We start from the raw sequence: 16782 nt of genomic DNA, 5'->3' as shown, positions 1-16782 counted from the left end.
TACCCTATGTATATATTAAAAATTACAATAACTAACAAACTTCCTTATATTTTCTAATTATTTTCTTCATTTTACTTTTTGAGCATAAAAAAAAGCAATAAGCCATAAGCCTATTCCTTTTTTTACGTCATATGTTATGAAAGAAATAATAGTTCTGCTAGATAAATAACAATTGTTACTGTAATACAGCTCACTATTGTTGAAAATAAAACAGTTTGAGCAGCTGTTGCTGATTCGATATCATACTCTAATGCTAAACTAGAGCTATTTCGGGATGTTGGAAAAGCACTAGCGATAAATAATGATTGTGCCACTACCCCGTCTAAGCCGAGTAAATAAATAATGAGTAAAGCAACTGCTGGTCCTAAAATTAGTCGTGTAAAACAGCTAATAATGACGGTTTTATTAAACATGGATTTAATTTCAAGTTGTGATAGTTGGGCACCTAACGTGATTAATGCCACAGCAATAAAACCTTCTGCCACATGATCTATTGGAATTTTAATAAATTGTGGCACTGCAATATCAAAATAATTCATCGCTACCCCTATAATAAGGGCATGAATAATAGGCATCTTAAGGAAATCCTTTACAATAGATATACCTGATTTTGTAGAGGAAATTAAGTTGTATAAGCCATATGTATAGGTAGTCATATTTTGGAATATCACAAGAATAACCTGTATCGCTACGCCGATTGGCTGTGTCACGAATATCATTTGCGCAACAGGAATCCCATAGTTTCCTGAATTAATAAGGACGACACTATTTTTAAACACTGCAGCCTCTGTTTTAACTAAACCAAGTCCTTTCGCTAAAAAATGGCTTAGCACCATTTGACTGCCGATAAAAAGTACAATAAATATCGCAACTTCTCCAAGCACAGAGAGCTCCACGCTTGTTTCATATAAATTAACAAAAACAGCAGCTGGCATGAAGCAATAGGTAATAAGCTGAGAGAGCGCTTTTAGATTGAAGCAAAATTTCTTTTGCAACATCGCGCCAAGCACAAGAAGCACTAAGATAGGAGCAACGATCTGAAAGAAAATCATACCGAGATACATCATAATGTGCCCTCCTTTCCTTTCCTATAGTAGTGCTGTTTTTTCGCCAGGTCAATCTGTTCAAAAGAGAGAATAGCTTAGAGCCAGCCTTTCCCAATAAAAAAGAACTGCCCTAGGTAACACTCAATACCTCTTAGGCAGTCCTTCATGATTAAGCTAGTTTAAATTGATTAACAACCTCTTGTAATTCCTTTGAAATCTCATTCATATTATTGATGGATTCTGCCACCTTTTGCAGCTCCGCTTGTTGATCGATAGCAGAAGCACTCACCTGTTCCGCTGATGCAGCTGTCTCCTCTGAAATAGCAGAGATACTTTGGATTGCCATAATTGCTTGATTTTTATGCTCCAGCATATACGACAGCTTATCCATTAGCTTATTGATCGAAGAAGCGATAGAGCGTGACAGCTCACTGTTATCTTTAAATGCTACCTCTGTCCCTTGTACAGACTCATTTTGTGACTGCATAAGTCCTGCATTTGAAGCAATAACAGCAACGGTTTGCTGAGAGTTTGCAAGTATACTATCCACTGTTTGCTTAATTATATCTGTTTCATTTTTTGATTGCTCTGCTAGCTTTCGCACTTCCTCTGCAACAACTGCAAAGCCTTTGCCATGCTCGCCAGCACGAGCCGCTTCTATACTTGCATTTAAAGCTAATAAATTCGTTTGCTCCGTAATACCTTGAATAGATGCGATTATCTGATTAATATTGGCGATATTAGATGCCAGAGACTCCATTTGCTGCTGAATACGACCATTCATGGCATTTGTCTCTGCGTTACGGTCACGTAAGCTTTCAACCTCTTGCATGCCTTTGTCAGTAGTAAGTCTCGTTTTATTTGATAACTCATCCATTTCATTCGATAAAGCGGTAATAGCATCAATTTGATCGGATAAATCAATCATTCGATAGTTTGTCTCTTCTGTATCCTCCGATTGCTTAGACGCCCCTTGAGCAATTTCATTAATAGCTACAGATACCTCTTGACTTGAAGCCACTATTTCATTAAATGCCTCATGAACATGATTGGATGATTGATTCAGTAGTGTTGTAGAATTTAGCACTGTTTTTATGGCACTATTTGTTTGATCCAACATATTATTATAAGCCAGTGCAACAGCACCAATCTCATCAGCTTTAATATATTTCTCATCCACTCTTTGTGTTAAATCACCATCAGCTGCTGTTTCAATAGATGCACGTAAAAACTTTAATGGCTTTAATTGTCTATAAATAAATAGTGCACTAGCAGCAGACATCAAAACCACTATAATAATAGATGCAGCAATTGTAAAAATAAACACCTGATTATAGGTCTCTAAAATTTTTGATTTAGGTAGCACCACTTGGACAGTCCATGTTTCATCAATTCCCTCTAATACCATTGGAGAAAAAACATTAAAAGAATTTTCTTTCAATTCATCAGAGTCCATATACATGCTTTTTACTTCACCATTATCCATCGTTTGTTTAATGCTTGTCCAATCCAAATGATCCTGCATATTTAATCCATCTAATGTAGCACCAAGGCTATTCGCCGTTAAAATACCTTTATTTGTAATAATCGCCGCATAACCACCATCTGGCTTGACCGACTCTGTCAATCCATTTAAATAATCGATGGATAAATCAGCTGTCATTATGCCGAAAAATTTCCCTGAAGCATTCACTAATGGAACAGAAATAGTTGTCATTAGGACTGTCTTTCCATTCACATTATAATCATAGGGCTCTGTTAGAACTGATCGTCCTTCGTCTTTTGGTACCCAATACCATTCGGACACACTTTTATCATCAATCCCTTCAATAGCAGCAGCAGTAATACCGCCGCCATCCTTACTTAAGTAAGGTATAAAGCGATTTTTTGAATCAGTTAATGCAGCATATGTAGATGAATCTATTTTCATAGTATTCTGTTCTAATAAAGTCGTAAGAGCTATCGGTTTTACGTTTGCAATATTTTGCTCTAAAATAACGCCTACCCCAAGCAGATCATCATTATTCACTAAATTGGTTTCCATGATATCTAAAATAGCGTGTGCGGAAACCTCACCTTTCTTTTCCATACTTTCAACAATACGTTTCGTTGTAAGTAAAGTAGTATTGGCTTTCTTAAAGCGCTCACTCATTTTTGCTGCAGAAAATTCAGCAGTTTCAAGCGTTGCATTTTCTGCATCATCAACACTCTGATTTTTTAAAATAATGCCTGTTATCATCGTATAAGCAAAAAATAATAGTAAAAATATTCCTATTATTAGAGAAGATAGCTTTAAAGCAATACTTCTAGATTTTTTCATCACAACACCCCTCTTTTATACATAATAATAATGGATGGAACATTGTATCACAACAATAGATTTATCGAATAAAGTAGAATTTTACATATTTATAGAGAAATATTAGGATTTTATCACAAAAAACAAGAAAGATAAAAAAAGGACTATTGGTTTATTTACATATCAAACCTAGTAAAACATGCCCTTTGGATACTAAATTATTGAAATATATGATATATTAGCTACTAAATACGATGATTGGAGTGACCAAAATGAAAAATAAAGCGTTATCAACTTTTATGGCAACGGCTCTTACAGCAACTTTAGTATTGCCTGTAGCGCCTGTAAACGCTGCTTCTAGTGATTCATCTGTAAACCAGTCAATTCAAATTGGGGAACGATTGGCTGCTACTAAAACAAAGGTGCCAGCAGGAGATGCAGTTACCATTACTAATATTACAAAAGATAAAGTACGTACTTCTAACGGACAATATAATATTAGTGACTCTCTTAAATCACTCTTTAAAACTGCAAATAGCACGGCATTAACAAATGCGCAAGCTACAATTGTCGTAAAAAAGGGTGAAATTACTAGCGTGACATCACTAACATTGAAAAAAGCTGGCACTAACAAAAAGACGGTATATTTTGATGGTGGAGACGCGAAGATTGAAGGAAGCCTTACTGTCGATGCAGATTATGTGAAGGTTGAAAATGTCGCTATCGAGGATGAGCTGATTGTTACAAGTCGTGTAAAAAAATCATTCTCACTCGATAAAGTAACAATTGGGGATGAAATTACCTTTAAACCTCTTACAGCAAGAAAAATTAATTGGCTCAATGTTTCTCTAAATGACGTTAAATCAGCAACACTAAACGTAGAACGTACAAAAGTGGATGTGTCCTCTAATCAAACAATTTCAACTATCAAAGTCGTTGATAAAGTGGCTGCATTTGAGGTTTCATCGAATGTTGACAAACTAATCATCGATGTTGAGAAAGATTTTAGCCTTTATGGGGAAGGTAAAATTGAGCAGATAACGGTTAATGGCGGTGCAAAGGTAGCATTAGATTCAGGACATATTGTTACTAAAGTACAGGTAGATGATAACAAAGCTTCTGTAACATTGCCTATAGCAAATAAAACTGAATTAAATAAATTGCTAACTGCCCTTCCATATGTTGCTGTGTCTGTTTATGGAAATGACGTTTTAACAACTGAAAAGTGGACAACACAGACGGATCGCAAAGCATTTGAAACCGCCGTTACAAATGCTAGAGCAGTAGCTAATAATGCGAGTGCTTCACACGAGCAAGTGAATAATGCTCTTACACAATACAAAACTGCATTAGCAAACTATCAAGCTGTGCAGAAAAATGGAACGAAGTATGGGTATGGAAATGGTGATAAAACATCATTACAAAATCTAATCAATTCTGTTCAGTATGTTACAGTTTCTTGGGATGGTAATAACATATATAACACGCCTTGGACAACCCAAGCAGAGAGAAATGCAATGGAGTCAGCCGTTTCATCTGCACAAGCAGTGGTAAATAATTATTACGCTACTCAAAACGATATTTCCAATGCCATCTATAATTTAAATAATGCTATTACGACTTACACAAATGCTCAAAGAAATAGGACTGCTGGATACGGTACAGATAAAACATCATTACAAGCACTAATCAATTCTGTTCAGTATGTTACAGTTTCTTGGGAAGGTAATAACATATATAACACACCTTGGACAACCCAAGCAGAGAAGAATGCAATGGAGTCAGCAGTTTCATCTGCTCAAGCAGTGGTGAATAATTATTACGCTACTCAAAACGAAATTTCCAATGCAATCTATAATTTAAATAGCGCTATTACGACTTACACAAATGCTCAAAGAAATAGGACGAATGGATATTATGGAGATAAAGCATCATTACAGGCTCTTATCAATTCTGTTCAGTATGTAGCTGTTTATAATAATGGATATTATTCAAAACCTTGGACATATCAAAATGAACAAGATGCATTGGTATCTGCTGTAGCATCTGCTCAGGCAGTGGTAAATAATAACTATTCTAATTATATTGATATTCAAAATGCAACTAACCGTTTGACGGATGCTATTTCCACTTACAAAAGTGCTTATAAGTATTGGTAATATTAAAAGATAAGATCTATGTTCTACCTTTAGATTTACTTAAAATGAAAGGGACTCCAACAAAACAGAGTCCCTTTCAACTTCAATTCAACACATCAACCTGTGAAATCATACTGATCTTTCTCCAATTTCTATACCATCCTTCAATTTCCATACTTGGCTCTACTGCTAATTGCTCTTGCAGCATTTTTTTAAGTTGCCCATATTGCTCTTCTACGGCAGCGGCATTATTGAGCAAATCATATAGCTTCATTAAGGTGAAATAGCTTTCTTCTTCATCTGGAGAGATTATTTGGATCCTCTCCTGTACTCTCACTGCTGCAGCATATTGTTTGTTACTTATATAAAATTCACTTAATTGCTGTGCGTGGCGCAACCATAATCGTCTGAGCCGTTCCCTTTCTCCCTCAGACCAAAGATAATCGCTATCCCCTAAATAATCTCCTGTATAGGCTTGGGACACCCATTCATGTTTATCTGCTGTATTTTCTTGTAGAGGGGGTAAAGCTTTTAAATGATCCAACCATTGTTCTACATCAATTACTACATTTTCCACCAGTAATTTATAACCCGAATTTAACAATGGGCTTGATATTTGAACGCCCTCTAATCCATAATTTTTTAATGTTTGACGGATGGTATAAATAGCTGTATAAAGTTGCTTGGACGCTTTATCCATATCCGATTCTGGCCAAAATAGCTCTAATATAGTATCACGATAAATTATTTCATTGCGATTGCTAAGCATATAAGCGAATAGCTCTTTTGCTTTCGATGTCCGCCATTTCATTAATTGCACCTTACCTTCAGGTGTAATAACTTTAATGCCGCCCAGCAGCTGAATCATCTTTTGCTTCGTTGCCATTTGCTGATTATTTTCGATTACCCTTTGGAGCCGTTCTAATGTTTTTTGCAAGCGTATTTCTTGCACAGGCTTTAATAGATAGTCTATTGCATGCAAATTAAAAGCATCTATAGCATATTTGTCATAACCCGTAGTAAAGACAATCTCAACATTTGGCAATAGCTCTTGTAGCTTTTCTCCTAATGCAAGACCATCCATATCTGGCATGACAATATCTAGAAATGCAACATCAGGTCGCAGCGCTTGTATTTGAGCAATGACTTCTAGAGAGTCTGTATATTCCCCAACTATATCAATTTTCGGGACTTTACTCTTTTCAAGTAAGGTTTTCAGTCTCGTTAATGGTAAATGTTCATCATCTACTAACACGATCCTCATGACATCTCCTCCTTAAAAACTAGTCATAGTATTAATATCGTTATATTTATGAAAAAATTGATAGAAAATCCGTTACTTTTGAAGGGGTTTTAAACGTTTTGTCGAAATTAATTCTTTATGATGAAGAAGAAAATACTCTCAAAAAATTTAATGATTTTTCTAATTGCTGGTATATTCTTTTGCTTACTTACTTTACTCCGTTTTGCTTGGTTTGATTTCACAAATGTTCCGGATAGAGTCTCTGCAAAACAAGGAACCGTTGATTTAAGAGCTATCGATACAAGCTATGATTTTAAAATTAAACTACAAGGAGAATGGGCGTTATATCCAGATACTTTACTCGCATCAGAAAAATCATCTGTACATGATGAACAAAAAGTTTATTCCAACCAACCCGAGTCCTGGAATAAATACTTTAAAGAGCTTAGTGATGGCCAATATGGTTCTTATCGCTTAATCATTCTAAAACAACACAATGCACCTCAGATGTATGGTATGACAATACCTGAAGGTTTAGCACCTTACGAACTGTATGTAAATGGGCAACTAATTGGTGGACTAGGCAATCTGAAATCAGACAATGAACGAACTGCCCCGATTAGTAGACCTGTTACCTACTATTTTACCCTAGACTCGAATGAAAGTGAGATTATTATACAGGGCGTTCAAACAAATCGTTATTCACAGGGTGGATTTACAAAAGAGGTTATTTTGGGTGATTTGCACTCAATGGAAAAATCAAAGTTCTTTTCCTTCGCTACTCAAATAGCTGTATGTCTAGTTTTTTTATTTTATCTTCTCTTTGCTGTTTTACTTGTTGGAATCGGTATTCGAAGTAAATCACTCATCTATTTTGCCATGATTATTATCTTTACTTGTATAACTGTACTCGTTTCAAGTAACAAAATTATTTATAATTACTTACCCATTAACTGGATTTGGGCAAATAAACTATTTTATTTTTCCTATATTATTAATATGTTATTTTTCGTGTTATTTCTACGAGAATTAGTGAAGGAATATTCAAAACCACCAAAAATATTAAATGTTGTTCCAATACTATGTATAACTTATTTAGTATTTATCATCCTATCCCCAATCGAGTATATCTTTAAAACCAAAATTATTTTCACAACAATCTTTATTGTTTCTCCTATTATTATAACTGTTTTCATACTTTATATAGTAATAAAAGGACAAAAAGGAATCGTATTTTTATTATTAACAGGTACCGCTGTTGCTGGTAATTCACTATTTTTTTCAATAAGGCAGAATACTACCTTACCTTACAGTCATTATCCATTTGATCTCTTGATCGCTATCACAGCATTATCAGCTTATTGGTTTACACGTTACTTCCAAACAACGCTGCAAACCGAAAAGCTTTCTGTTAAGCTCCAAAAGGAAATAGATACAAAGGATGATTTTCTGGCAAATACTTCACATGAGCTTCGCAATCCGCTTCATGGCATGATGAGTATTGCCCAAACACTATTGGTGAAGCAAAATTCTGATCTTCCCGAAAAAAATAATGATGATGTAAAGCTACTTCTAACAATTGGCAATCATATGTCCTACATGCTGGATGATTTACTCGATTTAGTGCAATTAAAAGAGAAAACACTCCGTCTTCATCCAAAGGCCATTAATGTGCATAATCTAGCAAGTGGCGTAAGTAATATATTCCTTTTTATGCTAAAAGGAAAGCCTATAGAGCTTATTATTAAAATGTCAAAAGATTTACCGCCTGTCTTAGCGGACGAAACTCGGCTTATTCAGATTTTCACCAATTTAATTCATAACGCTATTAAATTTACAGAAAAGGGATCTATTACTATAGATGCTGAATTGGTCGGTAAAAAAATGTATATTTCAGTTACAGATACGGGAATCGGTATTGAAAAAGACATACAGGAAAGAATATTTGAACCATATGAGCAAGCGGATTCCAGCATGACATCTATTGGAGGTGGGCTTGGTCTAGGCTTAAGTATTTGCCATGAGCTAGTAACCCTTCATGGAGGAAAAATGTCATTGTCGTCCACTGTTGGCAAAGGCTCTACCTTTACTTTCTCATTACCAATAACGAATGAACAAGTGGACAATGATACGAAAATAAACGTTGACAACGATGCTTCTCTTTCTAAATATGCCTCCTTACTAAGTAGTCTCTCAAAATTTGAAGACGAAATAGCAGCGGTTACTGAAAAAGAAACGCTAGTGACTAGCCATTCGAGAATTTTAATTGTTGATGATGATGCAGTAAACCTGCAGGTACTTGCCAATGCGCTTTCTACGGAGGCTTATGATATTGAAACGGCAATAAGTGGGTCCGAAGCGCTGGAAAAGCTACAGAATAATAGCTTTGATTTGGTCATTTCCGATATTATGATGCCGCATATGTCAGGCTATGAATTGGCGAAGAAAATTCGTGAACAATTCTCCATTTCTGAATTACCCATCTTGTTCCTAACAGCACGTCAGCAAAGAGTGGATATACAGCTCGCCTTTTTAAGTGGAGCGAATGACTATGTCAAAAAACCAATGGAATATGTGGAGCTTAAGTCAAGGGTCCATGCACTCGTTCGCGTAAAGCAGTCGTGTGAGGAACGCCTACGAATCGAGGCAGCTTGGCTACAGGCACAAATTCAGCCCCACTTTTTCTTTAATACACTGAGCTCGATTATTTCGTTGCATGGCGTGGATAATGAGCAAATGGAGAAGCTATTATTAGCATTTAGTGATTATTTACAAATGAGCTTCGATTTCCAAAATGTCGATTTGGCCGTACCTATTGACTATGAATTAAAGCTTGTGCGCTCTTATCTAGCCATTGAGCAAATTCGCTTTGGGGATAGAATTCAGGTTATTTGGGATATACCAGAGAATATGGAGCTGTCGGTTCCCCCTCTATCCATTCAAACACTCGTGGAGAATGCTATCCAGCATGGTATTTTACCAAAACGCGGAGGCGGAAACGTGACAATTCGCATTACAGAGGTAGAGCAATATTATACTATAGCCATTTCCGATAATGGCGTTGGCTTTGATAATACCATACCGCAAAAGAAAACAAGCGTTGGTCTTGTCAATACACAACAACGCCTAAAACAATTATTTAATGCAGAACTAACTATAGAAAGTGCAGTTGGACAAGGCACAACCATCTCATTCCCAATTCCTAAAAAATAAGGATAGAGCGAAGTCTGCTCTATCCTTCAGTTTTGAAGGGCTATCCGTCAGTTTGGAGGTTCTATCCATCACTTTTAAACTACTATCCATCAGTTCGGTCATTTTATCCGTTTCACAAACAAAACAACAGGCATAGATTTTTACTGCCTGTTGATTTTATGTTATACAAGCAATATCGCTGCTGTATAGACCTTAAAATCATCTAAATGATTCTCGATGATTGCTTGAAGTATATTTAATTCAATTGTTTGATAATCATGTACAGCAATATTGCGAAATCCAACCATATTCATTAAGGTTTTTGCTAATGCATGATTTATAATATTATTTTCCTCGAGCAACTTAAATGCTTCTCGACTTGTTTTAGGCAAACCTAGCTTTAAATCACTAACAATATGCATGGCCAAATCAATACTAGCTTCACATGCTCGTTGAATATTTAAAATAATACTATCCTGCTTGGTAAAATCCATTAAATTTTCAGGATTATCGCCGTACACTTCCCTAACACGATTCACACATCGTTCGATTGTTGCGACTTTATTTAAAACAACATCATTATTCACCATAGACACTACCTCTTTCTTCAATTGCCTTTAGAATTTCCGCACGTTGTTCATTTAATGTCACATACATTGATAATGCCTTCATACGTTCTTTAACAAAGGTGTTTTCATCTTTGCAATCAATGACATTACCACTTGAAAAAATTTGTGCTGCGAACACTGTATCAACCGTTTTAATATCAACTAAATCAACATCTACATTACAAGACTGTGCAATTTCACCTGCTAATATAAAACGTTCATAAGCCGAAAGCTGTTTTTCTGCAAAATACGCAATATCTAAATCACTATCTTCCCGTGCCGACCCCTGCGCATACGAACCAAAAACAATAACAAAGGCCGGATTAACAGCTAATGCTAGCTTTTCTACAACTACTTTCTCCCAGTTTTGCTGCAAATCAAACACCTCCATTCGTTAGAATCATTATAACAAACTCTACCCTATGTTTAAGGGCTCTATTCGTTTAAATAAAAACAACTGGCAATAGATCCTTACATAATTTTAGCAAGGAGAAAAGCCCAATGTAGAGAACTATTTATCTTCCACATTGAGCTTTTTAAAGTATTATCGTTATAACTTAAATCCTAAAAAATTATTGTACCATCACTGTTACATCTGCTTCAGCTGCAGTTGTTGTAAATGTTAAACTTGCTCCTTAACGAGAATTAAGGCATTGACAGGCCACCTTCTAATATAGCCTTCATTTTACTTCTATCATTATTGATTAATGAAACCTTCACTCTATTAAATTCGTACCAAACCTTGTCATCTAATGTTGGTGTTATAAATTTTGATTGATCGACTGTCCAAGTAACAGATGTTCCTGCAGAAATTACTGAAGCTTTCACTCATTTTGTTGCTATAACACGTGTATCAATTTTTTGTAATAGTCATTGTTTTTGACGTATGTTTTAATTGGTTATTTGCTAAATCTGTAATTTCAGATATAAATAAATCTTTTAGTGCAATTGTCGATTGATTTGGAACTCCACCTGATCTAAATGATGAATGTGATACTTCAATTCGAAGTATATTACTTGGCAACGAATTCGGAATTTCTGGAACTGTAATTCTTGAGCCTACAGTTGCCGCATCTTCATTCGAGTTGTAAGTTACAATTTCAAATGTTGATTTCAGAATGTTAGACGAATTGTTGTCTAACCCAAGCATAGCATCTACTTGTGGGAAATAGATTTGATGCCCATCAGTAGTATCAGTTGTATATCTGTCTTTAAAATTATTACTAGTATCTACAATGACTTTTTCACTGTATGTCAAGGTCATTATATCACCTAATTCACTCCACAAATCATCATTAATGGACACAGCAATAAGAATTGGATTGGCCTTGTCTACTGACAATTTTGAATCAGTACCTAGTAGGTTTCCAGCAACATCACTTAATGTTCCCTCAGTATATGTTAGAGTAGGTGTCTGATCTGTATCGAAAACTTCTCCTTCATCAAATGTAATGTAGATTTCATCATCATCTGCTGTGCTTCCTGTATTAAATCCTAAATTGCTGTATCCAGCGATAACGAAATCTTTTACATCAACCGTAGAATCTTTAATACTTTCACTAAGTGTAATCTTCAATCCATCTAGTTTGCCGTTAGAATCTGAATCTACTGTTTCTACTTTTACAATCGTAGGCACTTTATTCTCTTTGATAATTACTTGGAACGTTTTTGTTTTGGTCATACCATTCTGGATAATGGTTGCCGTTAATGTTACCTCATCATCTATATCATCATTCGCACTTCTCGTTACTGTACCGTCCTGAGCAATTGTTGCCCCATTAACTGTATCTGCTGACCATGTTACTGCTAGATCATCCATGATAGTTGGTAAATTCAAATCCGTTGTTACTTCTTGCAATGAAGGGTTCGCTTTTTTAATCAATGCCTCATCAATTTGAGCTAATGCCGCATTGATTTTATTTAGCGCATCCAAATCATATTCATATGGTGCTTTTCGTTTTCCATTAGCAGAGCCATCAATATCAAATATCGTACCTGTTGAGACATTTTGAGATGCATACTTATCATTATTTCCAACACCAAAACCATTTGCATTTGGAGCAACAACTTTAATTGTGCTTGTACCTTCTATTGTTAAATTTGAGCTATTCCCTAAATGAATACCATGTACTGTACGTGTATAAGAAGCATTTGCCTCCACGCCTACTGAGCCATCTGTAATGGAAACTGTAGTACCTTCGCCACCTTTAATGCCGTATGCTCCAACATCTCCTGCTTTCGAATTTGAAGAAATAGTGGAATTAACAACTGTAATATTAGCATTCTCGCCATCTGCACGTATACCATATGCAGACATTGAATTATCGCCACCTTGTGAATATTGGACAGCAATATTTGAATCCTTGATAGCAAGTTGCGCATTGTCCTTTGACAATATAATACCTGCAAAACCAAATCCACCAGTATCAATCCCTTTTACATCAACATTGTCTAGTGTGAGCTTTGTTTCTCCAGCTAACTTAATTGAACCTCTAGCAAGTGCAGTCTGAGCACCATTCTGATTACCTGATACTTTTAGATTTTTTAATTGCACCTCATCTTTTGTAGCAGTAACGGCTACTCCACTAGTCAGTTCTAGTTTGTCTTTCCCATCAATGATAACTGGATGAGCTAAAGTTTGTGTTGCACTTACAATAATAGGGGCTGCAACAGTATCTGCCACTTTCACTGTTTTTACATAACCATTTTGTACATAGGAACTATTTACACCAGCTGTAAATTCTGTAGCACTAATAATATTTAGCACTGGTGCCGTATTAACTGAAATACTTTCACCATTTGCAAATGTTACCTTTTCTGTCTTACCATTTCGAGTTACATTAATAGATTTTAATGTAAATAAACCTGATGCGATTGTACCTGTCGCTACATCTTCATCACCATAAGTAACAGTAGCATCCGTTATTGGTTGACCATTACGTGAGAAGGTAATTGTATTTGGAACCTGTTCAGCAGCTTCACTCACAATCTTACCTGAGTTATCATAATAGAATTCACCTGTTACATTTGGTGTAACAATTGTATATTCATAGGGTGCAAGCTGTAATTGCACTGTATTTGTACCACTTTCTGTACCATTTTTATCTATCACTTTGCCTGCTTGTAATGTAATATCATTATTTACCTTTAGGGTAGCGCCCGTACCAACTACCATCGTTAAAGTTGTGCCATCCTCAGACCAAGAGCCTTCGTTTGTTACACCAAAGATGCCATCTACTCCGAACAATGATGCATCAATACCATCCATATTTATATTATCTGTAATACCAACTCGCTCACTAAATTTTAATATGATACGGTCGCCAGTGGATGTGTCGCCATCACCATCGTTATCCTGTAGTGTAGCACTTATCAAATATGGCTTTTTCATTTCTAAAATAGTAGTGTCGATTTCCTCTGCTTTTGTTGCTGCACCGTTTGTTGCTGTTACATGTAATTTTACCTTGTCATTGTTATCATCTGCATCATCACGTGTTACATTGCCTGTTGCAAGGTCGATATCGCCATTATGGTTACCGATTTTTTCTACAGATTGCCATGTAAAGCTTGTACCATTAGGACCTGTTGTTATTAATTCAAGCGGTGTAGATACTTTTTCTAAGCTTTCATTATCCTTTTTAATCAAATATGGTAGTAAAGCTGTGTCCACTACTAGTTTTAGCTCTTCCTCTGTTAAGCTACCACCTTTAGCTGTAATGGCATCTTTCACAGCCTTTGTTACATCTGTTACATTTTCTGGCGTAATACCTTTGATATCAATGGCTTTATAAATTTCTACTAATTCTGCTGGGGCTGGTGTAGGCTTCGCTGTTAATTTATATTGTGCTACTTCAATTGGCCGTTTAATTTTTTGCGTAATTTTACCATTCGCATCTACTGTCACTAGAATCTGTGCTTCTTTTTCAGAAGGTGCATCTTCTTTTACTGTAATCGTAGCTGTACCAGGTCCTACAGATGTGATATTAATTTTGCCATCTTTTATTGTCGCCGTTGCTACATTCGAGTTGCTTGTTGTAACTGTTGTGCCCACCATACCCACTGCTGATGCATCTTTGTTTTCTGCATCTACAATATTGTTAGCTGTTGCTGTTTCCGAAACAAATGAATCCGTTTCTGGGCGTTTAATTGTGTAGCTAATTTTACCGTAAGCATCTACCACCACAAAGATTTGTGCTTCTTTTGTAGACGGTGCATCCTCTTTCACTATAAGCGTAGCCGTTCCAGGTCCTACAGATGTAATATGAATTTTGCCATCTTTTATTGTCGCTGTTGCTACATTCGAGTTGTTTGTTGTAACCTTTGTGCCTACCATACCCACTGCTGATGCATCTTTGTTTTCTGCATCTATTATATTGTTGGCTGTAGTAACTTGAGAAACAAATGATGGAGTAACTGTTCCACCACCCGAGCCACCTGTTGAACCACCGCCTGTTGTTGGTGGGGTAACTGGAGGTGTGACAGGTGTTGTTGGACGCTCTACCTCTGCTTTATCTGTAACCATACCAATTTTTGGTGTACCACCTTCAGGCAACTTCACCGCTTCTTCAGGCTTGACATTGCTTGGTTTCGTTAATCTGCCAATCGTACTATCAGTTGGCACGATGAGTTGACTACCATATTGCTGTGTTTCCACTGATGGTAGCTGTACTTTATTTTCAAGAGTTACTTTAATTGGCGTTTCAATCGTTAATTCCTGTGTTTCCAATGTTCCTTTTACTAATACATCTTGTTTCCCGATGAAATCAATAGCATTAATTTTACCGGCAATTTCTACCTGAGAGACATTGCTATCGATTTTAATAGTAGGTGTAGAGTTATCTGTAATAATTTTGGTTTGATCACGATTTACAATCACTTCATTTACCGTTGTGTCTGTCATTTTCACAACCGATTCCTGCTGGTGTTTAGTGTCTCCTTCGATAATTAAACGACCATTTAAGTCAAGACCGTTAAATTCGACTAATTTTTGATCACCTTGCTTTACTGTAATATCTCCAGTAACATTGGCATTTACAATTTTTATATAGTCGCCTGCAATCGTGATATTTGTATCCACTGCACCACCTGCTAAATCTAATACAAGTGGTTGCTCGGCTGTTCCACCATTTAATAATTCAACATTGCGAATTCCTACAATTTTAGTTCCAATTTTTATAAAGTCTAGGTTAGCTTCATTTAAAACAGCTAGATTACGCTCATGAAGTAATGGCTGTAGTTCCTTCTTAATATAATATTCTTGTCCACCAATCGTAATCTTATTATCTTTAATAGAGGATATAATATTTTCATCAGGACTGCGGTTATCACGATACTCTGTTGTTATCTCAGAGCGAATAGTAAATGCCGCCATATTAGCACGTGTTACCGTCGCATACCCACCATAAGTTGTTGCTGTTTGACCAATTGTAATTCCTGCATCAAATAATGCTTGAATGTAAGGCGCCGCCCAGTCATCAGTAGCTATATCTGTGAATGGGAACGTGATTTCTGTAGCTGGCTTGAGCCCATAGCCATTAACAATAATCTTAGCCATTTGACTACGTGTAATCGGTGCATTTGGTCTAAACGCTCCATCTGGATAGCCATCAATAACCCCAGCCTCTTTTAAAGCAGCGACATATGGATAGGCCCAATCGTTTTGAGGTATATCGTTAAATGTATGGTTAAACGTTTTTGTCACATCTAGTCCTAGATTTAGTGCTAGTATTTTTGACGCTTGGGCACGTGTTAATAGACCTGTTGGCTTAAATGAGCCATCTGGATAGCCGCTAACAAAGCCACGTTCAAATAACTCATTGACATATTGATAATAGTCCGAGGCTGTTTTTACATCACTAAAAACTTCCTCATCTGTACTTGCCTTTGTAGTTTCAGGTACTACAACAGCAATCGCACTTGTAGCAATTGCTGTTGCCATTGCTGTTTTAAATAATTTATCATATAATTTTGTACTATTTTTCATCTGTAATCCGCTCCTTTTCAATAGATTCATAGTCATTTACAGAATTCCTTATCCTAACTATAAGAAATGGACATATACAAAACATATACAACTGATAAAAACGTGGTTTCATTGAAGCAAACAGAAAGAGGCATCCCATGTATTGAGATGCCTCCTCATTAATTCTATTTCGATAACTGCTCATTCTCATCTTCATCGATAAAATATGCGTGAGATTTCGCTGCCTCTTCATTCATCAAACACCTGGTGAATTGCTTTTACATCTGGGAAACT

9 protein-coding genes are annotated in these 16782 nt (G+C 36.1%); 2 read left to right on the top strand and 7 right to left on the bottom strand.

What is annotated here, in order from left to right:
- Nucleotides 1-134 precede the first annotated feature (134 nt).
- On the bottom strand, nt 135-1067 hold the full coding sequence (locus AC1RNS_RS18460) for an AEC family transporter (RefSeq protein WP_492994774.1): 933 nt from the start codon (nt 1065-1067) through the stop codon (nt 135-137).
- 148 nt (nt 1068-1215) lie between these two features.
- A complete protein-coding gene (locus AC1RNS_RS18455; protein WP_492994772.1) occupies nt 1216-3366 on the bottom strand; it encodes a methyl-accepting chemotaxis protein in 2151 nt (716 codons plus the stop codon).
- A gap of 251 nt (nt 3367-3617) precedes the next feature.
- On the opposite strand from AC1RNS_RS18455, the gene AC1RNS_RS18450 reads away from it, so the two are divergent.
- Nucleotides 3618-5504, top strand: a complete 1887-nt coding sequence (locus AC1RNS_RS18450) for an S-layer protein (RefSeq protein WP_492994771.1) — start codon at nt 3618-3620, stop codon at nt 5502-5504.
- An 82-nt stretch (nt 5505-5586) separates the two neighbouring features.
- Here the strand turns inward: AC1RNS_RS18450 and AC1RNS_RS18445 are convergent, their stop codons facing one another.
- Nucleotides 5587-6747 (bottom strand): response regulator, encoded by a 1161-nt coding sequence (locus tag AC1RNS_RS18445; RefSeq protein ID WP_492994770.1) that lies wholly within the window; start codon nt 6745-6747, stop codon nt 5587-5589.
- 117 nt (nt 6748-6864) lie between these two features.
- Between AC1RNS_RS18445 and AC1RNS_RS18440 the strand changes: the two genes are divergently transcribed.
- Nucleotides 6865-9939: a hybrid sensor histidine kinase/response regulator gene (locus AC1RNS_RS18440; RefSeq protein WP_492994769.1), complete on the top strand. Its 3075-nt coding sequence runs from the start codon at nt 6865-6867 to the stop codon at nt 9937-9939.
- Between the two features lie 161 nt (nt 9940-10100).
- On the opposite strand, the gene hepT is transcribed toward AC1RNS_RS18440, so the two are convergent.
- From hepT to AC1RNS_RS18420, 4 genes are all read right to left on the bottom strand, one after another.
- Complete coding sequence (gene hepT / locus AC1RNS_RS18435; RefSeq protein ID WP_492994806.1) at nt 10101-10505, bottom strand: type VII toxin-antitoxin system HepT family RNase toxin; 405 nt, start codon at nt 10503-10505, stop codon at nt 10101-10103.
- Nucleotides 10498-10911 (bottom strand): type VII toxin-antitoxin system MntA family adenylyltransferase antitoxin, encoded by a 414-nt coding sequence (gene mntA / locus AC1RNS_RS18430; protein ID WP_492994804.1) that lies wholly within the window; start codon nt 10909-10911, stop codon nt 10498-10500. The genes hepT and mntA overlap by 8 nt, the downstream gene beginning before the upstream one ends.
- Before the next feature lie 260 nt (nt 10912-11171).
- Complete coding sequence (locus tag AC1RNS_RS18425; RefSeq protein WP_492994768.1) at nt 11172-11354, bottom strand: hypothetical protein; 183 nt, start codon at nt 11352-11354, stop codon at nt 11172-11174.
- Between the two features lie 25 nt (nt 11355-11379).
- Entirely contained in the window at nt 11380-16509 is a 5130-nt protein-coding gene (locus AC1RNS_RS18420) for an S-layer homology domain-containing protein (protein WP_492994767.1), read from the bottom strand.
- Nucleotides 16510-16782 lie beyond the last annotated feature (273 nt).

The organism is Lysinibacillus sp. GW821-FHT14F06, assembly GCF_058803665.1.
Note: the sequence above shows the minus strand (reverse complement) of the source record. Positions and strands in the feature narration are given on the sequence as shown.